The sequence below is a fragment of the Cognatiluteimonas profundi genome (genome assembly GCF_009792795.1).
Classification (GTDB): domain Bacteria; phylum Pseudomonadota; class Gammaproteobacteria; order Xanthomonadales; family Xanthomonadaceae; genus Cognatiluteimonas; species Cognatiluteimonas profundi.
In genome coordinates, this window is the sequence record NZ_VKHQ01000005.1 from 420237 (window position 1) to 440372 (window position 20136).

At 68.7% G+C, this 20136-nt stretch carries 18 protein-coding genes; 9 read left to right on the forward strand and 9 right to left on the reverse strand.

What is annotated here, in order from left to right:
* The first annotated feature begins 207 nt into the window (after positions 1–207).
* Complete coding sequence (locus GST15_RS11855) at positions 208–681, forward strand: REP-associated tyrosine transposase (RefSeq protein ID WP_159017482.1); 474 nt, start codon at positions 208–210, stop codon at positions 679–681.
* Between the two features lie 190 nt (positions 682–871).
* On the opposite strand, the gene GST15_RS11860 is transcribed toward GST15_RS11855, so the two are convergent.
* Positions 872–3208, reverse strand: coding sequence for an NADP-dependent malic enzyme (locus tag GST15_RS11860; protein WP_159017483.1), 2337 nt, complete (start codon positions 3206–3208; stop codon positions 872–874).
* Positions 3209–3329: 121 nt separating this feature from the next.
* On the opposite strand from GST15_RS11860, the gene GST15_RS11865 reads away from it, so the two are divergent.
* Positions 3330–4688, forward strand: a complete 1359-nt coding sequence (locus tag GST15_RS11865) for a hypothetical protein (protein ID WP_159017484.1) — start codon at positions 3330–3332, stop codon at positions 4686–4688.
* Here the strand turns inward: GST15_RS11865 and GST15_RS11870 are convergent.
* On the reverse strand, positions 4685–5896 hold the full coding sequence (locus GST15_RS11870; protein ID WP_159017548.1) for a flavohemoglobin expression-modulating QEGLA motif protein: 1212 nt from the start codon (positions 5894–5896) through the stop codon (positions 4685–4687). The two genes, GST15_RS11865 and GST15_RS11870, sit on opposite strands and share 4 nt — an antisense overlap.
* A 133-nt stretch (positions 5897–6029) precedes the next feature.
* Entirely contained in the window at positions 6030–7145 is a 1116-nt protein-coding gene (gene rsgA / locus GST15_RS11875; RefSeq protein ID WP_233263170.1) for a ribosome small subunit-dependent GTPase A, read from the reverse strand.
* Positions 7146–7287: 142 nt separating this feature from the next.
* Between rsgA and GST15_RS11880 the strand changes: the two genes are divergently transcribed.
* The 3 genes from GST15_RS11880 to GST15_RS11890 are packed head-to-tail and all read left to right on the forward strand — an operon-like array spanning position 7288 to position 9902.
* Positions 7288–8550, forward strand: coding sequence for an aminotransferase class I/II-fold pyridoxal phosphate-dependent enzyme (locus GST15_RS11880; protein WP_159017485.1), 1263 nt, complete (start codon positions 7288–7290; stop codon positions 8548–8550).
* A 13-nt stretch (positions 8551–8563) separates the two neighbouring features.
* On the forward strand, positions 8564–9220 hold the full coding sequence (locus GST15_RS11885; RefSeq protein WP_233263171.1) for an SGNH/GDSL hydrolase family protein: 657 nt from the start codon (positions 8564–8566) through the stop codon (positions 9218–9220).
* Positions 9213–9902 carry a class I SAM-dependent methyltransferase gene (locus tag GST15_RS11890; RefSeq protein WP_159017486.1) on the forward strand — a complete coding sequence of 230 codons (690 nt, stop codon included), beginning with the start codon at positions 9213–9215 and terminating at the stop codon, positions 9900–9902. Before GST15_RS11885 ends, GST15_RS11890 begins: the two co-directional genes overlap by 8 nt.
* A 26-nt stretch (positions 9903–9928) precedes the next feature.
* Here the strand turns inward: GST15_RS11890 and GST15_RS11895 are convergent, their stop codons facing one another.
* Positions 9929–10765 (reverse strand): polysaccharide deacetylase family protein, encoded by an 837-nt coding sequence (locus tag GST15_RS11895; RefSeq protein WP_159017487.1) that lies wholly within the window; start codon positions 10763–10765, stop codon positions 9929–9931.
* An 81-nt stretch (positions 10766–10846) separates the two neighbouring features.
* Here GST15_RS11895 and grxD point away from each other — a divergent pair, with 81 nt between their 5' ends.
* Positions 10847–11770, forward strand: coding sequence for a Grx4 family monothiol glutaredoxin (gene grxD, locus GST15_RS11900; RefSeq protein ID WP_159017488.1), 924 nt, complete (start codon positions 10847–10849; stop codon positions 11768–11770).
* Between the two features lie 24 nt (positions 11771–11794).
* Here grxD and GST15_RS11905 read toward each other — a convergent pair whose 3' ends face one another.
* Positions 11795–13456: a sensor domain-containing diguanylate cyclase gene (locus tag GST15_RS11905; protein WP_159017489.1), complete on the reverse strand. Its 1662-nt coding sequence runs from the start codon at positions 13454–13456 to the stop codon at positions 11795–11797.
* Positions 13457–13575: 119 nt separating this feature from the next.
* Between GST15_RS11905 and GST15_RS11910 the strand changes: the two genes are divergently transcribed.
* On the forward strand, positions 13576–14517 hold the full coding sequence (locus GST15_RS11910) for a DegV family protein (RefSeq protein WP_159017490.1): 942 nt from the start codon (positions 13576–13578) through the stop codon (positions 14515–14517).
* 70 nt (positions 14518–14587) lie between these two features.
* Positions 14588–14932 carry a hypothetical protein gene (locus GST15_RS11915; protein WP_159017551.1) on the forward strand — a complete coding sequence of 115 codons (345 nt, stop codon included), beginning with the start codon at positions 14588–14590 and terminating at the stop codon, positions 14930–14932.
* A 48-nt stretch (positions 14933–14980) separates the two neighbouring features.
* On the opposite strand, the gene fghA is transcribed toward GST15_RS11915, so the two are convergent.
* From fghA to GST15_RS11930, 3 genes are all read right to left on the reverse strand, one after another.
* Positions 14981–15817, reverse strand: coding sequence for an S-formylglutathione hydrolase (gene fghA, locus GST15_RS11920; RefSeq protein WP_159017491.1), 837 nt, complete (start codon positions 15815–15817; stop codon positions 14981–14983).
* Positions 15818–15951: 134 nt separating this feature from the next.
* Positions 15952–17061, reverse strand: coding sequence for an S-(hydroxymethyl)glutathione dehydrogenase/class III alcohol dehydrogenase (locus GST15_RS11925; RefSeq protein ID WP_159017492.1), 1110 nt, complete (start codon positions 17059–17061; stop codon positions 15952–15954).
* Positions 17062–17166: 105 nt separating this feature from the next.
* The gene (locus GST15_RS11930; protein ID WP_159017493.1) at positions 17167–18531 is read right to left on the reverse strand and encodes a glutamate--cysteine ligase; all 1365 of its coding nucleotides are present in this window, start codon (positions 18529–18531) and stop codon (positions 17167–17169) included.
* Between the two features lie 196 nt (positions 18532–18727).
* On the opposite strand from GST15_RS11930, the gene GST15_RS11935 reads away from it, so the two are divergent.
* Positions 18728–19423, forward strand: a complete 696-nt coding sequence (locus tag GST15_RS11935) for a VIT1/CCC1 transporter family protein (protein ID WP_159017494.1) — start codon at positions 18728–18730, stop codon at positions 19421–19423.
* A gap of 12 nt (positions 19424–19435) precedes the next feature.
* Here the strand turns inward: GST15_RS11935 and yihA are convergent, their stop codons facing one another.
* On the reverse strand, positions 19436–20047 hold the full coding sequence (gene yihA, locus GST15_RS11940) for a ribosome biogenesis GTP-binding protein YihA/YsxC (RefSeq protein ID WP_425482241.1): 612 nt from the start codon (positions 20045–20047) through the stop codon (positions 19436–19438).
* Between the last annotated feature and the right edge of the window lie 89 nt (positions 20048–20136).

Here is a 20136-nt window from a genome sequence, read left to right on the forward strand (position 1 = left end):
AGTCGGGGGATTCTAGCAAAGCCGCTGGCGCCGCCCTTCGGCCCCATGGCTCTTCGTAGGAGCGGCGTAAGCCGCGACCAGAAGCCCCGAAACGCGTCGAGCGCCCGCCCTTCGTAGGAGCGGCGTAAGCCGCGGCCGGGAGATTCCTAGGCCGTCAGACGCCATCCGCTGATAGCTCACGACTGCGGAGCGCCGCATGGTCCCCGCATGGAAGCCTACATCCCGCGCCCCCACGGCCATTCGGCACTGCGACGTGGGCGATCGTCGCGCAGCGGCCAGCGATACCTCGTCACCACGGTCACACGCGGGCGGATCCCCTTGTTTGGTGATTGGGAGATCGGAGTCATCGCCGCGAGGGCAATCACCGATCCGCGTCCATGGGCGTCCTCGGCCTTGCTGGCCTGGGTGCTGATGCCCGATCACTGGCATGGCCTGGTCGAGTTGGGCGATGGACGTGGCCTGTCGGAGACGATCCGGATGTTGAAGGCGAATGTCGCGCGCCAGGTGCGCGTTGAGCGGCCAGGGTTATCGGGCGTGTGGGCGAGTGGTTATCACGATCGGGCGTTGCGAACTGAAGAAAGCACGGTGGATGTCGCGCGCTACATCGTGCTCAATCCCGTGCGCGCGGGGCTGGTGCGGCGTGTGGGCGATTATTCGCTTTGGGACGCGGCCTGGGTGTAGTCCAGTGCGTAGCGGGGCTTCTGGTCGCGGCTTACGCCGCTCCTACGACGAGCTTCCAGTGCGTGATGGGGCTTCCGGTCGCGGCTTACGCCGCTCCTACGAAGAGCGCGGCTCGGCGCATTTCGGGCTTCGGTCGCGGCTTACGCCGCTCCTACGAAGAGCGGAACGGCCCAGCGGTTTGAATTAACCCCTACCCCCGCTGCCCCTTCCTGATCTGCGCCTCCACCGCGGCGATCGCGGTCATGTTGACCACGCGGCGCGGGGTCGATGCGGGGGTGAGGATGTGCGCGGGTTGGTCGATGCCCATCAGGATCGGGCCGATGGCGACGCCGTCGGTCATCATCCGCACCATGTTGTAGGTGATGCTGGCCGAATCCAGGTTGGGCATCACGTACAAATTGGCGCGGCCCTTGAGCGTGGTGTTGGGGAAGATGCGGGTGCGCAGGTCTTCGTCCCACGCGGTGTCGGCCATCATCTCGCCGTCGACTTCGAGCTTGGGCACGCGGGCCTTCAGCAGTTCGCGCACGCGGGCCATCTTGGTCGCGCTGGCGTCGCTGTGGCTGCCGAAATTGGAGTGCGACAGCAGCGCGACCTTGGGCTCGATGCCGAACAGCTTGAGCCGGTAGCTGGCCTGCAGGGTGGCCTCGGCGATCTGCTCGGCGCTCGGGTCGAGCTGCACGTGGGTATCCAGGAAAAACCACACGCCGCGTTCGTTGATGACGCCGGTCATCGCCGAGGTGCTCTGCACGCCGGGATCCAGGCCGAACACGCTGCGCAGGTAGCCGAGTTTCTTGTGGTAGCGGCCGACCAGCCCGCAGATCAGGGCATCGGCTTCGCCGCGCTCGACCATGAGCGATGCGATCAGCGTGGGCCGCGAGCGCAGCAGGTTCTTCGCCGCCGCCGGGGTGACGCCGCGACGTTCGGTCAGCGCGTGGTACTGCTGCCAGTAATCGTCGAAGCGCGGATCGGAATTGATGTTGGTGAGTTCGAAGTCGACACCGGCGCGCATGCGCAGACCGAGCCGGTCGATGCGCGCCTGGATGACATCGGGACGGCCGATCAGGATCGGCGTGGCGAGCCCCTCGTCGATCACGGTCTGCACCGCGCGCAGCACGACTTCCTCTTCGCCTTCGGCATACACCACGCGCTGGCGGTCGCTGCGCGCGCGGTCGTACACCGGCTTCATCAGCAGGCCGGTGCGATAGATGAACTGGCCGAGCTTCTCCTCGTAGGCGTCGAAGTCGGCGATCGGGCGCGTGGCGATACCCGATGCCATGGCTGCCCTGGCCACGGCCGGCGCCAGCATCACCAGCAGGCGCGGGTCGAAGGGACGCGGGATCAGGTATTCCGGGCCGAATTTCGGCACGTCGCCGCCGTAAGCGCTGCCCAGGTCCGAGGATTCCATGCGCGCCAGCGCGGCGATCGCGCGCACGCAGGCGAGCTTCATCGCCTCGTTGATCTCGGTCGCGCCGACGTCGAGCGCGCCGCGGAAGATGTAGGGGAAGCACAGCGCGTTGTTGACCTGGTTCGGATAGTCCGAGCGGCCGGTGGCGATGATGCAGTCCGGGCGCACGCGTTTGGCGTCTTCCGGCAGGATTTCGGGATAGGGATTGGCCAGCGCGAGAATGATCGGCTTGTCGGCCATGGTCGCGACCATCTCCGGCTTGAGCACGCCGCCGGCGGACAGGCCGAGGAAGATGTCGGCGCCGGCGACGATTTCGCTGAGCGTGCGCTTGTCGGTGTCGCGCGCGTAACGGGCCTTGTCGGGATCGAGCTTGTCGCGGCCGGTGTAGAGCACGCCTTCGCGATCCACCGCGAGGATGTTCGCGGGCTGCAGGCCCAGCGCGACCAGCATGTCCAGGCAGGCGATGCCGGCGGCACCGGCGCCGGACGTCGCCAGCTTCACGTCTTCGATCTTCTTGCCGACGATCTCGATCGCGTTGAGCACGGCGGCGCCGACGATGATCGCGGTGCCGTGCTGGTCGTCGTGGAAGACGGGGATGTTCATCCGCTCGCGCAGCTTGCGCTCGACGATGAAGCACTCCGGTGCCTTGATGTCCTCCAGGTTGATGCCGCCGAAGGTCGGCTCCATCGACGCGATGATGTCGACCAGCTTGTCCGGGTCGCGTTCGTCCAGCTCGATGTCGAAGACGTCGATGCCGGCGAACTTCTGGAACAGGATGCCCTTGCCTTCCATCACCGGCTTGCCGGCCAGCGGGCCGATGTCGCCCAGGCCGAGCACGGCGGTGCCATTGGTGATCACCGCGACCAGGTTGCCGCGCGCGGTGAGCTCGCTGGCGGCATTGGGATCGGCGACGATGGCTTCGCAGGCGTAGGCGACGCCGGGCGAATACGCGAGCGCGAGGTCGCGCTGCGACACCATCGGCTTGGTCGGGACGACCTTGATCTTTCCGCGCGGCTCGCTGCGGTGGTAGTCGAGCGCCGCCTGCTTGAGCTCCTCGCCTGGATTGGCGGGGCCCGGCGTGGAACCGGCTGCAGGGCTGCTGGACGACGGGGAATCAGGCATCGGTGGAGGCGCCGCGGACGGGCGCTTGATTCTAAACGCTCGGCTGGCTGCTTCGCGCGGATGCGCCCGCGGCCGCGTCGCGCGTGCCGGATGGGCGGCAATCCATCGCCGATCGCGCAGAATGCCGGCCACGACGGAGGTGGGCATGGGGCGTTGGGGACTGCAGGGGTGGATCGAGCGCTGGGCGCCCGCGGCTGTCTTCGCGCTGGTGCTGCTGGCGCAACTGCCGCTGGCGCGCAACCCGGGCTATTTCAGCCACGACGAGCTGCAATGGGCCGCATTCGCCGGTGACAGCGGCCCGATCCCGTGGGTGTCATGGATCGGCGTGGACGCCTTCCAGTACCGGCCGCTGACCTTCAACCTGTGGCTGTGGCTGTCGCGGGAGCTGTTCGCACGGCCGCAGGCGCTGCATGCGCTGCTGGTCGCGTGGGGAGCGACCAATGCCGCCCTGCTGTGTGCGCTGGCGCGGCGCTTCGGCCTGGCGGCGTTGCCGGCGGCGATCGCGGCGCTGGTGTTCGCGCTCGGTCCGTACGCGGTTTACGTGCACGGCTGGGTGGCAACCATCGGCGACCTGGCGTGGCTGTCCTGCGCCCTGCTGGCGGGCCTGTTGATCGCCGGCACCGGCCATCAATGGCGAGCGGCGATCGTCGCGACACTGGCGACCGCCATCGGGCTGCTGGCCAAGGAAGCAGCCCTCGCGATTCCGCTGCTGCTGGCGCTGGCGTGGTGGTTCGATGGACGCCAGCGCCGCTGGGCGGTCGCGATGCTGGCGTCGGGCGGCGTGGCCGCGATCTACCTGGCGCTGCGCATCGACGCGCTGCTGCACGCACCACGCGATGGCGCGCAATACGCGCCATCGCTCGCGCACGTGCCGCTGCGCTGGCTCGAATACCAATGGTTCCCGCTGCTGCCGCAGAAGCTGGAGGCGTCCACGACGCTGGCGATGGGCATCGGCGGCAGCGTCATCGCGGCGGCGGTGCTGTGGCTGCTGCTGCTGATCGCAGTGTGGCGCAGCAGTCGCCGGCTCACGGCGGTGTTCCTGCTCGGCGGCGTGGCGGCACTGGCGCCGGTGCTGCTGCTGGCGGGCAGTGGCAACCAGTACGCGTATGGCTTCGCCGCGATCACCGCCGTGGTTGTTGCCGGCAGCTGGCGATTCGCGCCGCGATGGGGCCGCGGCGTGATCGTCCTGGTCGCCGTGGTCAGCGTGTGGCATGGCGTCAACGTGATGCGCCAGCTGCGCCGCGTCGGCGACGTGCAGGCGGTGTTTTCGCCGGCGCTGGCGGATGTCCTGCGCAGGCGCGTTGGCCCGGTGCGCCTGCAGCCGCGGGATCCCCGCGACGCGTGGATCCTGCGACGGCTGACCCACGACATCCAGTCCTACGACGGCGTCGCCATCGGCAATCGCGCCACTGTCGTGGATGCGGGTGCGCCGGCGGATTTCGTCGTGCTGGACGACGGCCGGCTGTCGCCCATGCGCTAGAGGTCGAGCACCGCGCGCTCGTCGGCGATCGTGTCCAGCCGGATGCGGTTGGCGAACAGCGAGAACGCGAGCATGCCGGCCAATCCGTTGGCGCGCGCGACCCACTCGGGCAACCAGCGCGGCGGTAGCAGCTCGCCCGATTCGAACAGCGGCTCGAAGGCCTGCACGTCGCCCAGGGTCATCTTCCCCGCGAACAACTGCCGGCACAGGCGCAACTTGCCCTGCCGCAGCGCCCAGCGGAAGAACGTGTGCACGCCGATCAATCCGCGCAGGTAGACCGTGTCCTTGGTGAAGGCATGGCCGCCGGTCAGCGGCACGCCACGGAACACGCGCTGCGCCGACGAGAAACTCTCGACCTGGTTTTGCCCGGCGTCGAGGAAATAGCGGAACACCTGGATGAAGTCGGCCCCGTCCAGCGCCATCGCCACCGCCTCGATGCGCAGGCTCACGCGCTTCATGCGTTCGATGTCGATGCTGCCGGTGATCTGTTCGGCGAAGGTCGCCAGGCCTTCCTGCGTCGCCGTCGTGCGCGGCGAGGACAGCGCCAGGCTCGGCAGCAACGGTTGCAGGCGTCCGTTCAGGGCGGTGAGCGAATGCACGAAGGCTTCGTGCTGCAGCAGCTGGTGGCGGTCGTAATCGCTGAATGCCGCGCCCGAGCGCAGGCGGATGCGGGTGGCGCCGGCGGCGGCCTTGGCGATCAGGTGCGGGTCGAGCACGACGTCGATCAGGCGCTCGTTGAAGAAATCATCCAGGTCCGCCTGCAACTGCAGCTGCAAGGCCGTCGCCGAGATCATCACCTGCTCCGATGGCGCCAGCAGTTCGCGGTCCAGCTCGTTGGCGATGTCGATGAAGTGGCGCGCCGCCTCGCGCGTGGTCGGGCCGTTGCCCGGTAGCGGTTCGTCCGGGCGGCCGAACAGGCGGATGGAGTGCGCGGTGACGTTGGGCGTGCCCAGTGCCTCGAGCAGTTCTGCGGCGATCGCCCAGGATCGCGCCGACTCACGCAGGTAACGGCCCAGCGGATGCTGCGGATCGGCCTGCGCGGCGATCGCATCGAGTTCGCGGCGGGCCTCGCTGAAATCGAGCGTCGGATACGCGTGCCGGGGTAATGCGGTCTCGCCGCGCGCCCATTGCGCGAGGAACGCGTGCTGGACCTCGATCGGCCAGCTGACCATGTTCAGCAGCTTGATCCCGCGCACGGCGCGGACCATGCGCTGGTCCAGCGCGGCGTGGTGGGCGATGTCGGGGGCTAGCTCCACCGGCAGACCATCGCATACCGGCGCAGGCTTGTCCGCACGCGCCGGTCGACAGGCGTGCTCGACGCATCACGATATCGACCAGTCGTCAGCGGCGCCCGTTCCGTGGTTCGGAGCGCTTGGGCGAGGGCTTGCCAGTGGCCTGCTCGGCCTTCTGCGCCAGCCGCGTCGCCAGCTTGGTGGCCGCCTCGGCGACCTCGTCGCCCAGCTTCAGGTAATGCGCATAGCGCTGCGCGGCGAGGCTGCCGGCATCGATCGCGGCGCGCACGGCGCATCCGGGCTCGCCCTGGTGGCGGCAATCGCGGAACTTGCACTGGTCGGCCAGCGCATCGATGTCGGCGAAATTCTCGGCGACGTCTTCCTCGCCGGTCGGCTTGAGTTCGCGCATGCCGGGCGTGTCGATCAGGCAGGCACCGGTGAGCAGCGGCAGCAGCGCGCGATGCGTGGTGGTGTGGCGGCCACGCGCGTCGTTCTCGCGCACGGCGGCGGTCTTCATGCGGTCGGTGCCAAGCAGCGTGTTGGTCAGCGTCGACTTGCCGGCGCCCGATGAACCGACCAGCACCGCGGTCGACCCCGGCTTGAGCCAGGGCAGCAGCGCGTCGACGCTCGCCGGGTCCCTGGCATTGACCGGCACCACGGCGACCGCTTCGCCCACGCTGCCGACCAGCGCATCCAGCGCGGCCGCCATGTCGTCCACCGTGTCCGCCTTGGTCAGGACCACCACCGGCGTGCAGCCGCTGCCCTGCACCAGCAACAGGTAGCGCTCGATGCGGCGCGGGTTGAAGTCGCCATCCAGCCCGCAGACGACGAACACCGTGTCGATGTTGGCCGCGATCACCTGCTGCTTGTAATGCTCGCCGGCGGCGGCGCGCTTGATCGCCGAATAGCGTGGCAGCAGCGCCACGATCTGGCTGCGGCGTCGGCCGTGGATGCCGCCCTCGCCCTCGACCAGCACCCAGTCACCGACCGCGGCGCGGCCTTCGCTGGGCAGCGCGCCCTGCTTGTAGCTCGGCGCGCGCTGCCATTCGGGCGGCGATTGGGTGGCATAACCCTCGCCGGGACCCTCGGCGACGATGTAGCCGGAGCGATGCTGCTCGACAACCCGCGCCGGGCGCGCCTGCGGATGCGCCGCCAGCACCGCCATCCATTGCGGGTCGGTGACCGGCCCGGCATGCGGCCAGCCGATGGCGCGCAGCGGTGTCACGGGGTCGGATGCAGGGTCATGGCCGCATTCTACGGGGCCGCGCCGGGACCGAGGGATCGATCCAGGCGTCGGCCGGCGTCGCCGTCGCCCGCTCCCGGCTTATCCGCTAGGCTTGCCTGCCCACCGCCGCCCGCCCCCGTCGATGTCCGCGAACCGCCTGAAAACCCGCGAACGCCTGTCCCAGGTCCGCTATGAAATCCGCGGTGAGCTGTCGCGGCGCGCGCGCGAACTCGAGTCCCAGGGCCGCGTGCTGATCAAGCTCAACATCGGCAACCCGGGCGCGTTCGGATTCCGCGCGCCCGAGCACCTGCAGCGCGCCATCACCGGGCAGATCGCGCAGACCGACCCGTATACGCACCAGCAGGGCCTGCCCGCGGCACGCGAAGCCATCGCCGCATTCCATGCCGCGCGCGGCACGCCGGATGCGTCGCCCGATCGCGTCTTCATCGGCAATGGCGTGAGCGAGCTCATCGACCTGTCGCTGCGCGCGCTGCTCAACCACGGCGATGAGGTGCTGCTGCCATCGCCCGACTATCCGCTGTGGTCGGCCGCGACCATCCTCAACGACGGCCGCCCGGTGTATTACCGCTGCCGGGCCGACGACGGCTTCCTGCCGGACCCGGACGAGATCGAGGCGCTGGTGACGCCGCGCACGCGCGCGATCGTGCTGATCAATCCCAACAACCCGACCGGCGCGGTGTATCCGCGCGCGCTGCTCGAGCGCATCGTCGACATCGCCCGGCGGCACGGCCTGCTGTTGCTGGCCGACGAAATCTACGACGGCATCGTCTACGGCGACGAGCCCGGCGCGGTGCCCTTCCACCCGCTGGCGCCTTTGGCCGGCGACGTCCCCTGCCTGTCCTTCGGCGGCCTGTCGAAGGTGCATCGTGCCTGCGGATGGCGCGTCGGCTGGGCGGTGCTCAGTGGCGATGCGACTGCCAGCCAGGATTTCCACAATGCGATGGACCTGCTGGGCGCATTGCGCCTGTGCGCGAATGTTCCCGGGCAATACGCCATCGAGCAGGCACTGCACGGGGACGACACCATCGGCGTCCTGTGTCGCCCCGGCGGGCGCCTGCATGCGACGCGACAAGCGCTGGTCGAGAGTTGCGCGGCCAGCGAGCACCTGCGCCTGGTGTCGCCGCGCGGCGCGCTGTATGGATTCCCGGGGGTGGTCGGGCAAGCCGCCGATGGCTTCGACGACCACGCCTTCGCCCTGGAGATGCTCGAGCGCGAGGACGTGCTGATCGTTCCGGGTTCTGGCTTCAACGCACCCGATCGCCTGCATTTCCGGGTGACCTTGTTGCCGGAGGCCGACGTACTGCGCGACGTCTTCCAGCGCATCGATCGCGTGCTGTCGCGTCGCGCGCAGGCACCTGCCGTGCGCATGGCAGCGGTCGCGTGATCCGGTGCCGCCGGTGACAACGTCCAGCAGACATGCGTCGCCACCGGCGCATGCAGCCGGAACGCTGTCCTACCTGGCGCTGGGCGACAGCTACACCATTGGCGAAGGCATCGACGCGGCGGATCGCTGGCCCACGCGGTTGGCGGCGCGCCTGCGCAGCGATGGCATCCCGCTTGCCGATCCGCATGTCATCGCCACGACCGGCTGGACCACCGACGAACTGCAGGCCGCGATCGCGGCACAGTCGCCGGCGCCGCATGATTTCGTCAGCCTGCTGGTCGGCGTCAACAACCAGTATCGCGGCCGCTCGCTGCAGGATTACCGCAGGCAGTTCGCCGACCTGCTCGGCCACGCCATCTGGCTGGCCGGTGGCCGCGCCGATCGCGTGCTGGTGCTGGCGATCCCGGATTGGGGCCTGACCCCATTCGGCGCGGCGTCGGGGCGCGACCGCACGCTGATCTCCAGCGAACTGCAGCTGTACAACACGGCCGCACGCACGATCTGCGATGGCCGCGGCGTGGCCTTCGTCGACATCGGCACGATCTACCGCGAACACGCGGCCGAGCCGGCCATGCTGGCCGACGACGGCCTGCATCCATCGGCAGCCATGCATGCGTTGTGGACCGACGCCGCACTTCCGGTTGCCAGGCGGCTGCTGGCGCATGGATAGCACGCCGGCATTCGATGGCGTCGTCGCGACGCGGATCGCGCGCGCATTCCTGCCCCAACGCTGGTACGGCAATCGCTGGCACTACCACTACAGCCGCATCAAGCTCGGCAGCGACCCGTTGTATCCGGGCGTGGCGAGTGCCTTGCGCGGCAGCGAGCGCCCGTTGCTGGACCTGGGTTGCGGCATCGGATTGCTGGCCCATGCGCTGCGCGCCGAAGGCCTCGCGCTGGCGTATCGCGGCGTCGACAACGACGCCGGCAAGATCGATGAAGCGCGGCGCGCCGCGAGCACGGCGGCGCTCGACGGTGTCGTGTTCGAGGTGGTCGACCTCGCGCGGACCTTCCCGGTGCACGCCGGCAGCGTGGCGATCCTGGACGTGCTGCAGTACCTGGACGATGCCGCCCAACGGCGTCTGCTCGACGCAGCCATCGCGATGCTGGTTCCCGGATCGCGACTGGTCATCCGCACCGGGATCGAGGATGGCAGTCGGCGCATGTGGCTGACCCGCACGTTCGATCGAATCGCCAACCTGCTGGGCTGGATGAACGCCGCGCCACACCACTACCCCCGCGCCGATGACCTGCGCGCCACGCTTGCAAACGCGGGGCTGCAAGTCGCTTTCACGCCCTTGCGGGGCAATACACCGTTCAACAACTGGATGGTGGTCGCGCAGGCACCCTGACGGCTGCGCACGAATCGTCGCTGCTGCTAGGCCTGTTCCGCCTGCACCACCGCCGCAGGCAGCGGAGCGGGCACTGGAACCTCGAGCGATTCGGGCAGCAGCGTGCGATAGCCCAGCGCATCCAGTCGCTGCAGCAGCAAGGCCATGGCATCGAGGTTGCGTCCATGCGCGGCGCCCTCGTGCATCAGCACGATCGCGCCGGGCGCGAGCTGGGCTTCGACGTCCCGCACCACGCGTTCGACGTCGGCGACGACGGCATCGAAGCCGCGCGCGCTCCACGCCACGCGCGTCAGTCGCTGGTCCTTCAGCACGTTCGCGACGAACGGATTCGACATGCCGACGACGGCGCGGAACCAGCGCGGCCGCACGCCGGTGATGTCGTGCAGGATGCCCTGCGCGCGCTCGATCTCCCGACGCATCGTCCACGGCGGCAAGGCCCAGAACCAGTGCGACGGATGCGTGGTGCTGTGGTTGCCGATGCCATGTCCGCGCCGCACGATCTCGTGCACCAGTTCCGGATGCGCGGCGGCGCGTTCGCCGACGACGAAGAACGTCGCGCGCGCCGAATGCCGATCGAGCAGGTCCAGCATCGCCAGCGTCTGCGACGACGGGCCATCGTCGATGGTCAGCCACACCGCGCGCTCCGTCGTCGGCAGCTGCGTCAGCACCGGGCAGAACATCCGCGACCGCGGCCACAGCGTGCCCCACCAGAACGGCAGGTGGCTGGCCATCAGCAGCGGCAATCCGACCACCCACCCGACCCGCCACCACACCACCACGGCCAGCGCCTGCGATGCCAGCAGGAAGAAAATCCAGGCATGCGGATGGCGCGGTGGACGATCCAGGGACGCGGGGTTCGACATGGGCGGCATGATGACACGGCCGTTCAACGCAGCCTTATCCGCGCGCGCTTAAAATATCGGGCCCATCCGTGGAGTCATCCCATGTCGCTCGATCCAGCGATGCGCCAGCGCATCTCCAACCTGCTGGACAGCCAGCGCATCGTGCTGTTCATGAAGGGCGAGCCGCGCGCGCCGCAATGCGGCTTTTCCGCCAAGGCGGTCGCCGCGCTCGCCGAGCTCGGCGTCGACTACGCGCATGTCGACGTGCTCGCGGATCCCGGCATCCGCGACGGCATCAAGGCGTATGGCGATTGGCCGACGATCCCGCAGCTGTACATCGACGCACAGCTGGTCGGCGGCAGCGACATCATCGAGCAGATGGCCGGTTCCGGCGAACTGCACGCGATGCTCGGCTTGCCGCCGCCGGACCGCACGCCCCCGGACATCCGCATCACCGATGCCGCGATGGACATGCTGCGCGGTGCATTGGGCAACGCGGGCGAAGGCCACGCATTGCGGATCGAAGTCGATGCGCGCTTCAACACCCGCCTGCAGCTGGCACCGCTCGACGCCGGCGCGATCGCCGCCGTCGTGGACGGGATCCGCGTGCAGTTCGATGCCGCATCGGCGCGTCGCGCGGACGGACTGTCCATCGACTGGGTCGACGATGCACGCGGTCGCGGACTGGTGATCGACAACCCCAATGCACCGCCAGCGGTCCGCGCGCTGTCGCCGATGGAAGCCGCAGGCAAGCTGGCGGCCGGCGCGATCACGCTGGTCGACGTGCGGCCGGCGGAGGAGCGCGCGTTCGCCGTCATCAAGGCGCCGTTCTCGACACTGGACCAGGGCACTGCCGCATTGGAGCAGTTGCCGAAGGACACGCCGCTGGCGTTCCTGTGCCACCACGGCAACCGCAGTGGCCAGGCAGCCGAACATTTCCGGCAGCTGGGCTTCACCGAGGTCTACAACGTGGACGGCGGCATCGATGCGTGGGCACGGATGGATCCGGCGATCCCCGCCTACTGAAGCCTCCGGGCCCTTTCCGGCAGGTCAGCCCGTCGCGACGGGCTCGGTCGCGTGGGCGCTGACCACGCGGTTGCGCCCGGCGCCCTTGGCCGCGTACATCGCGGCGTCGGCGCGTGCGATGAGGTCGCCGACGGTGTCGTCGGGCCGGCTGTCGGCGACGCCGATGCTGACCGTCATCTCCAGCGGGACGCCGGCGATCTGGCGGCAACGCGTCTCCACGCTGCGGCGGATGCTCTCGGCGGTATCGCGCGCGCTCCGTCGGTTGACGCCTGGCATCACCAACAGGAATTCCTCGCCACCCAGCCGGCCGACGTGATCGCCGTACTGCAATTCGGCAGTGATGATGCGGACCAGCGCCCCAAGGCAGGCATCGCCGATGGCATGGCCGTGGCTGTCGTTGATGCGCTTGAAATGGTCGATATCCAGGAACAGTACCGTGAGCGGCTGGTGGCTTGCCTCGGAAGCCGCGAGCGCCCAGTCCAGTCGGCGCTTGATGCCGGCGCTGTTCAGGACGCCGGTCAGCGGGTCGCGCTCGGCTTCGAGCTGCGCGCGATCGCGTTCGCGCCGGAACGCCAGCATCCGGTTGGCCATGCCCAGCATCAGCACCACGGCGGCGAACGCCAGCACCAGTGGCAGCCCATATTCGAGCAGCGGCGTCAGCGCGGTGCCGGAGCTCAGTTGCACGGCGCGCGCGGTGGAGACGGCGACCAGCGGCACCCAGGCCAGCAGCATCATCCCCGCGTAGCGGCCGCCCCGCCGCCATGCCAGGAGCAGGCAGACGATCGCCAGGGCATTGGCCAGCATCAGCAGTGCGTTGCCCAGGTTCGGGAACCAGCTCTTGTCCTGCGGCCATGGCGCCGCCAGCAGCACCAGGGTCAGCGCCGGTGCGTAGCAACCGACCCACACCAGCACGCGGCTCAGGCGCGGCGTCCGGGCCCGCAGTTCGCCGAAATCCACCAGGAAACTCACCGACACGATGGTGGCCAGTGTCGCGACCAGCCAGATGCCGGCGGCGCCGAGCCGGCCGAGTCCACGCAGCCCTGGCAGTGCATAGGCCTCGCCATAAGCGCACAACACGTAGAGCAGTTGCGCTGCCATGCAGCCCGCATAGAGCAGGTAGACGCGGTCGCTCAGCACCAGCCAGAACACCAGCGCGACCAGGCACACGCCAATGAGGACACCGGTGGTGCTGTAGAGGGCCTGCAGGTGGCTGCGATCGGACACCGCGTACGCATCGACACTGCGCACCGCGACCTGCAGGGGATAGCGCGCGTGCTCCACGCCAATGAAGATCGGCCCGTCGCCCCGGATCGGGAAGACCAGCGCGCGGCGCGAATAGCGCGGGTCCAGCTGCGGGTCGAAGATACTTTGACGTTGCGGCCGGTAATCCGGCGGCATCAACACCGTCAGCCGGGCGCTGAACGGGTGGAGCACCAGCAGCAGCCGTTCCCCGCTCGAGGTCGATGGCTGCAGTCGCCACCAGCCGCTGCCGCCGACGGCACCATCGAGCCGATCATGTCGCGCGCTGGTCTCGAATGCGGCCGGCGACAGCCCCGGCACCATGGCCGCCGGGGCCTGTGGCGAGCGAACCCGCGCCAGGCTGGCGATGCCGCTTTCGTGCGCACCGACAGTGCCGGCCAGGCCAGCCAGCAGCAGAAACAATCCGGCGCTCCAGCATCGACGCATGTGCTTCACCCCTGCGACCCAGTGTCTGCCCCCCGGGCTGCAGCCACAAGGCCCGCGGTGGTGCAGGACCCCCCGCCGATGCGGTACGGTCTGTCTGGGCTTGAAACAGGGGAAACCGCATGCGCATTGGACTGGTGGTCGACTCGGCCTGCGACCTGCCGGCCGACTTCCTCGCCGCGAACGACATCACCATCCTGCCGATCACGGTGCGCATCGGCGAAGCGGTGCTCGCGGACCATCGCAACGAGCAGGCGACGCTGGAATTCCTGCACGCGCAGATCGCCGAGCGCGGCGCCGAAGCCGAGACGATGCCGTTCACGGTGCAGCAGATCCAGGACCTGTTCCTGAAGAAGCTGGTCATCGATTACGACTATGTCTTCTGCATGACCATCACCCGCACGCGCAGCCCGATCTTCGACAACGCGATGCAGGCGAGCTTCGCCATCCTCAACGAATACCGGCCGATCCGCGCCGCGGCGGGCAACGACACCCCGTTCTCGCTGCGGGTGATCGATACGCAGAACCTGTTCTCCGCCGAAGGCATCCTCCCGGTCGAAGCGGTGCGCCTGCGCGCGGCCGGCGAAGGCCCGCCGAAGATCCGTGCGCGACTGGAACACCTCGCGATGCACACGCATGGCTACCTGGTGCCGCGCGACCTGTATTACATCCGCAATCGTGCGCGCAAGAAGGGCGATCGCAGCGTCAGCCTGTTCAGTGCCGCCATCGGCACGGCGTTGGACATCAAACCGGTATTGCATGCCCATCGCGGTGAAACCGGCCCCGTCGCCAAGATCAAGGGTTTCGATGCGGCGGTGCAGACCGTGTTCGAGTTTTCCGCCCGTCGCGTCGCCGCGGGCCTGCTGACGCCGACCCTGTGCCTGTGCTACGGCGGCGAGCTGGAGGAAATGCGCGCATTGCCTGGGTACCAGCAGCTGCGCGACGCCTGCCGCGCCAACAACGTCGACGTCTATGAAAGCGTGATGAGCCTGACCGGCATGGTCAATGTCGGCAAGGGCGCCGTGGTGGTGGGATTCGCCGCGGAGCCGCATGTCTTCGGCTGACGGCGCGCCGCGCTGACGCTGCGCCGACACGAGGCAGGCACACTGCAACCCCGCAATGACGAGCCAGCCCATGCCCACCCGCTATTACCTCAGCCTTCCCGACCCGAAACTCGCGCGCGGCAGCGACCCGGATACCGCATTCCGCGCGCATGGAGCCGACGCATTCGCCGAGGAACTGCAGGCCGCGCTGCGCACCGATGCGCTGTTCGATCGCTGGCGTGGCAAGCAACCCGACCCCGACGCGGTGGATGCGTCGCTCGCGGTGACCGATCCGCAGGCCGTCGTCAGCGGCCAGCAGAAGGACCTTGGCATCGACCTGGTCGCAACCACCTCGATTCCGAGCAGCGTGCTGCGCCAGCGCATGCGCCTGCTGGCCGGCAGCGGCTGGACCCTGACCGACGTCCGCGCGGCCTGATCCGGCGCAGGCCGGTCGTGGCGAAGCGCTCGCGGCCGTCAGCCGCTGCTACGAAGAACGCTTCAGCGCCGCGGCATGCCAGGCGATGTGGTCGCCGATGAAGCTCTGCACGAAGTAGTAGCTGTGGTCGTAGCCCGACTGCATCCGCAGCGTCAGTGGATGCCCGACGGCCGCGCAGGCCTGCGCGAGTCGTTCGGGCTGCAGCTGGGTGGCGAGGAACTCATCGGCCGCGCCCTGGTCGACCAGCAGCGGCAGGCGCTCGCGCGCCGCCGCGACCAGCTCGACGGCATCCCATTCGCGCCATGCGGCGCGGTCCTCGCCCAGGTAGGCGGTGAACGCCTGTTCGCCCCACGGCACCCGTGATGGCGCGACGATCGGCGAAAACGCCGACACGCTGCGATAGCGGCCCGGATTGCGCAATGCGATCACCAGCGCGCCATGGCCACCCATGGAGTGTCCGCTGATGGCGCGACTGCCGTCGGTCGGAAAACACGCGTCGACCAATGCCGGCAGTTCATCGACGATGTAGTCGTGCATGCGGTAGTGCGCCGCCCACGGCGACTGCGTGGCGTTGAGATAGAAGCCCGCGCCCTGCCCGAGATCGTAGCGTTGGTCGTTGGCGACATCCTCGCCGCGCGGGCTGGTATCCGGTGTCACGAGGATGACGCCATGCTCGGCCGCGTAGCGCTGCGCACCGGACTTGGTGATGAAGTTCTGCTCGGTGCAGGTCAGGCCGGACAGCCAGTACAGCACCGGGCATGGACCATGCCCGGCCTGCGGCGGCAGGTAGACGCCGAATCGCATGTCGCAACCGAGGGCGCTGGAGGCATGCGACCAGACTTCCTGGGTGCCGCCGAAGCAGGCGTGGGACTCGAGGCGTTGCATGGGGATTCCGGGAAATGGGCGGCATGGGCTGGCGCTGCCCTCATCCGCCCTGCGGGCACCTTCTCCCGCGAGCGGGAGCAGGGAACATCAGATCGCAGCGAACGCCAGGCCGGGATGCAGCAGCAAAGGGAAGATCAATAGCGGATCACGGTGCGGATCGACTTGCCCGCGTGCATCAGGTCGAAGGCGTCGTTGATGCGCTCCAGCGGCATCTCGTGGGTGATGTAGGGATCCAGGTCGATCTCGCCGCGCATCGCCTGCCTCACCATGCCCGGCAGCTGCGTGCGGCCCTTGACACCACCAAAGGCCGAGCCGCGCCAGACGCGTCCGGTGACCAGCTGGAAGGGCCGCGTGCGGATCTCCTGTCCCGCGCCGGCGACGCCGATGATCACCGACTCGCCCCAGCCCTTGTGGCAGCACTCCAGCGCCGCACGCATGACGTCGACGTTGCCGATGCATTCGAAACTGAAGTCGACGCCACCATCGGTCATCGCGACGATCACGTCCTGGATGGGTTGGTCGCTGTCCTTCGGGTTGACGCAGTCGGTTGCGCCCATCGTCCGCGCGAGTTCGAACTTCCCGGGATTGGTGTCGACGCCGATGATGCGGCTGGCGCCGGCCATCACCGCGCCCTGGACCACGGCAAGCCCGATGCCGCCGAGGCCGAACACCGCAACCGTGGACCCCGGCGTTACCTTCGCGGTGTTCAACACCGCACCGATGCCGGTGGTGACGCCACAACCGAGCAGGCAGACCTTTTCCAGTGGCGCATCCTTGTCGATGACCGCGAGCGAGATCTCCGGCACCACCGTGTATTCGCTGAAGGTGCTGGTGCCCATGTAGTGGAACAGCGGCTGGCCGTTGTAGGAGAAACGCGACGTGCCATCGGGCATCAGGCCCTTGCCCTGCGTCGCGCGCACGGCCTGGCAGAGGTTGGTCTTGCCGGACTTGCAGAATTTGCACTGGCGGCATTCGGCCGTGTACAGCGGGATGACGTGGTCGCCGGGCTTGACGCTGGTGACGCCCTCGCCGACTTCGACCACGATGCCGCCGCCTTCATGTCCCAGCACGACGGGGAACAGGCCTTCGGGATCATCGCCGCTGAGCGTGAACGCGTCGGTGTGGCAGACGCCGGTCGCGACGATGCGCACCAGCACTTCGCCGGCGCGCGGTGGCTCGACATCGATCTCGACGACCTGCAGCGGCTGGCCAGCGGCAAAGGCGACGGCGGCGCGGGATTTCATGGGTGTGACTCCAAATGCTGGTTGCCAATGCTGTTGTGGGAGCGACGTCAGTCGCGATAGGGGTATCGATCGCGACTGACGTCGCTCCCACAGGAAACACGAACGTCAATACGCGTATTCGCGGAACACGTGGTCGATGTCGCCGTTCCACTCGCCATGGAAGCGCGCCAGCTTGCGCTCGGCCGGCGTCTCGTTGGCTTCGGCGAATTCGATCAGCGGGGTCAGGAAGATGCTTTCGTCGGCGCCGTTGTGGTTCGTCATCGCGCGTCGCTGCAGGCCGTGCGCGGAGATCTTCAGCGCCTCGAGCGCCAGCTCGCGGACGGTCGCGCCACGGAACGGCAGCTTCAAGGCGTGCTTCGGCACGCCGTCGCGCAGCGCATGGCGCTCGGCCATGCTGAAATCCTTGACCAGGTCCCACGCTGCATCCAGCGCGGTGTCGTCGTACAGCAGCCCCACCCAGAACGCCGGCAGCGCGCACAGCCGGTTCCACGGGCCGCCATCGGCGCCGCGCATCTCCAGGTACTGCTTGAGCCGCACTTCCGGGAACGCCGTGGTCATGTGGTCGGACCAGTCGCGCAGCGTCGGCAGCACGCCGGGCAATGCGTCGAGCTTGCCGTCCATGAACCGTCGGAAGGACTGTCCCGAGAGATCGACGTACTCACCGTTGCGATAGGAGAAGTACATCGGCACGTCGAGCAGGTAGTCGACATAGCGCTCGTAGCCGAATCCGTCCTCGAACACGAAGTCGAGCATGCCGGTGCGATCGGGATCGGTGTCGGTCCAGATGTGCGAGCGATAGCTGAGATAACCGTTGGGCTTGCCTTCGGTGAACGGCGAGTCGGCGAACAACGCGGTCGCGATCGGCTGCAGTGCCAGCGACACGCGGAACTTCTTCACCATGTCCGCTTCGTTGGCGACGTCGAGGTTGACCTGCACGGTGCAGGTGCGCGTCATCATGTCCAGCCCGAGCGAGCCGACCTTGGGCATGTAGTCGCGCATGATCCGGTAGCGGCCCTTCGGCATCCACGGCATCTCGTCGCGACGCCACTTGGGCTGGAAGCCCATGCCGAGGAAACCCAGGCCGAGCTCGTCGGCGACGGTACGGACTTCGCGCAGGTGGGTGTCGACCTCGCCGCAGGTCTGGTGGATGGTCTCCAGCTGCGCGCCCGACAGCTCGAACTGCCCGGCCGGTTCCAGCGACACCGAGGCGCCGTCGCGCAGCAGGGCGATCACGCGTCCGTGTTCCTCGACGGGCGCCCAGCCAAAGCGGGTCAGCCCCTTGAGCAGCGCCTCGATCCCGCGCTCGCCCTCGAACGTCGGCGGGCGCAGGTCGTCGAGGCGGAAGCCGAATTTCTCGTGCTCGGTACCGATGCGCCAGTCGGCCTTGGCGCGGCCGCCGGCGGCGAGGAAATCGACGAGGGTCTGGCGCTGGGTGATCGGGGATTCGACGACGTTGGTCGGGCTCGACATCGGATCGCTCGCGTTGGGCAGTGCAGGTTGGGGGCGCACCCCCGGCATCGCAAGGAGGCGACTATATCCCGCCGCGTCGGCGCGGCCCGTCGACGCATCCCGGACGGCGGCCCCCTCTGGCGCCGAAGGCGTACACGGGCGGCCGAGTGCGCGATGATGCGGGCTGTTGGGCGAGCCCCACCAAGGAGAACGCGGCATGCGTCGCTGGCACCTGGAAACCCACCGTTCCGATCGCGCCGGCTGGCTGCGCGCCGCCGTGCTCGGCGCCAACGACGGCATCGTCTCGGTCGCCGGCCTGGTCGTCGGCGTCGCCGCCAGTGGCGCCACCCATGCCGTCGTGCTGGCCAGCGGCATCGCCGGCGTGGTCGCCGGAGCGGTGTCGATGGCAGCCGGCGAATATGTGTCGGTGCAGTCGCAGGCGGACACCGAGGGCGCCGACCTGGCCAAGGAGCGGCGCGAGCTGGCGGAAAACCCCGCCAGCGAGCTCCTCGAACTCACGCATATCTACGTCAAGCGCGGCCTGGACGCCGGGCTGGCCAAACAGGTGGCCGAACAGCTGACGGCCCACGACGCCCTCGGATCGCATGCGCGCGACGAGCTCGGCATCACGGAGACCCTGCGGGCCCGCCCCCTGCAGGCGGCCGTGGCGTCGGCGGCGGCGTTCACCGTCGGGTCACTGCTGCCGATGGCCGCGGTGCTGCTGGCGCCGCCGGCGCAGGTGCAGCCGGTGACGATCGCGACCACGCTGGTCGCCCTGTCGATCTCGGGCGCACTGGCCGGATGGACCGGCGGCGCCTCCATCGTGCGCGGTGCGTGGCGCGTGGTGTTCTGGGGTGCGCTGGCGATGGCCGCGACGTCGCTCGTCGGCAAACTGTTCAACGTGCAGGTGTGACGCTGCCGGCGTCTACAGCTCCAGCCAGCCGCCGATCACCGCGCGCGCCTGGTCCACGCCCAGCTTGGATTCACCCGAGAACGTCTGCACGCTGACGGTGTCGCCGAAGGCCGATGACAATTCCTTGCGCACCGCGAGCAGGGCATTGCCCTGCGCGCCGCGGCTGAGCTTGTCGGCCTTGGTCAGCAATGCGTGCGCCGGCAAGCCGCGCCCGACCGCGTAGCCCAGCATCTGCCGGTCGTATTCGCGCAGCGGATGGCGGATATCCATCACCACCACAAGCCCGCGCAGCGCCTGGCGGCTGCCGAAGTAGCCGTCGAGGAAGGCCTGCCAGTGCGCCTGCAGGTCCTGCGGAACCTTGGCGTAGCCGTAGCCGGGCAGGTCGACCAGGAAGCGGTCGGTCGTCGGCGGGATGTCGAAGAAAACCAGCTGCTGGGTCCGTCCGGGCGTCTTGGAGACGCGGGCGAGCGCGTTCTGCTGGCAGATCGCATTCAAGGCGCTGGACTTGCCGGCGTTGGATCGCCCGGCGAAGGCGACTTCATGACCGCCGTCCGGCGGCAGCTGGCGGAAGGTATGCGCCGCGAGCAGGTACTGCGCGCGGGCAAGCGGATTGGGGATGGCCATGGCCATAGGATGGCACGCCCGGATTGCGTCGGCGGCGCGCGCGCCGGGCTTTGTTTGACCATCAATGGTCGCGGCGACGATAATTCCGC

Bases quoted from the DNA above. Each gene is read 5' to 3' on its own strand.
- GST15_RS11855 (WP_159017482.1), top strand. From the start codon at position 208: ATGGAAGCCTACATCCCGCGCCCCCACGGCCATTCGGCACTGCGACGT.
- GST15_RS11860 (WP_159017483.1), bottom strand. From the start codon at position 3,208: ATGCCTGATTCCCCGTCGTCCAGCAGCCCTGCAGCCGGTTCCACGCCG.
- GST15_RS11865 (WP_159017484.1), top strand. From the start codon at position 3,330: ATGCCGGCCACGACGGAGGTGGGCATGGGGCGTTGGGGACTGCAGGGG.
- GST15_RS11870 (WP_159017548.1), bottom strand. From the start codon at position 5,896: ATGGTCCGCGCCGTGCGCGGGATCAAGCTGCTGAACATGGTCAGCTGG.
- GST15_RS11880 (WP_159017485.1), top strand. From the start codon at position 7,288: ATGTCCGCGAACCGCCTGAAAACCCGCGAACGCCTGTCCCAGGTCCGC.
- GST15_RS11890 (WP_159017486.1), top strand. From the start codon at position 9,213: ATGGATAGCACGCCGGCATTCGATGGCGTCGTCGCGACGCGGATCGCG.
- GST15_RS11895 (WP_159017487.1), bottom strand. From the start codon at position 10,765: ATGTCGAACCCCGCGTCCCTGGATCGTCCACCGCGCCATCCGCATGCC.
- grxD (WP_159017488.1), top strand. From the start codon at position 10,847: ATGTCGCTCGATCCAGCGATGCGCCAGCGCATCTCCAACCTGCTGGAC.
- GST15_RS11905 (WP_159017489.1), bottom strand. From the start codon at position 13,456: ATGCGTCGATGCTGGAGCGCCGGATTGTTTCTGCTGCTGGCTGGCCTG.
- GST15_RS11910 (WP_159017490.1), top strand. From the start codon at position 13,576: ATGCGCATTGGACTGGTGGTCGACTCGGCCTGCGACCTGCCGGCCGAC.
- GST15_RS11915 (WP_159017551.1), top strand. From the start codon at position 14,588: ATGCCCACCCGCTATTACCTCAGCCTTCCCGACCCGAAACTCGCGCGC.
- fghA (WP_159017491.1), bottom strand. From the start codon at position 15,817: ATGCAACGCCTCGAGTCCCACGCCTGCTTCGGCGGCACCCAGGAAGTC.
- GST15_RS11925 (WP_159017492.1), bottom strand. From the start codon at position 17,061: ATGAAATCCCGCGCCGCCGTCGCCTTTGCCGCTGGCCAGCCGCTGCAG.
- GST15_RS11930 (WP_159017493.1), bottom strand. From the start codon at position 18,531: ATGTCGAGCCCGACCAACGTCGTCGAATCCCCGATCACCCAGCGCCAG.
- GST15_RS11935 (WP_159017494.1), top strand. From the start codon at position 18,728: ATGCGTCGCTGGCACCTGGAAACCCACCGTTCCGATCGCGCCGGCTGG.
- yihA (WP_425482241.1), bottom strand. From the start codon at position 20,047: ATGGCCATCCCCAATCCGCTTGCCCGCGCGCAGTACCTGCTCGCGGCG.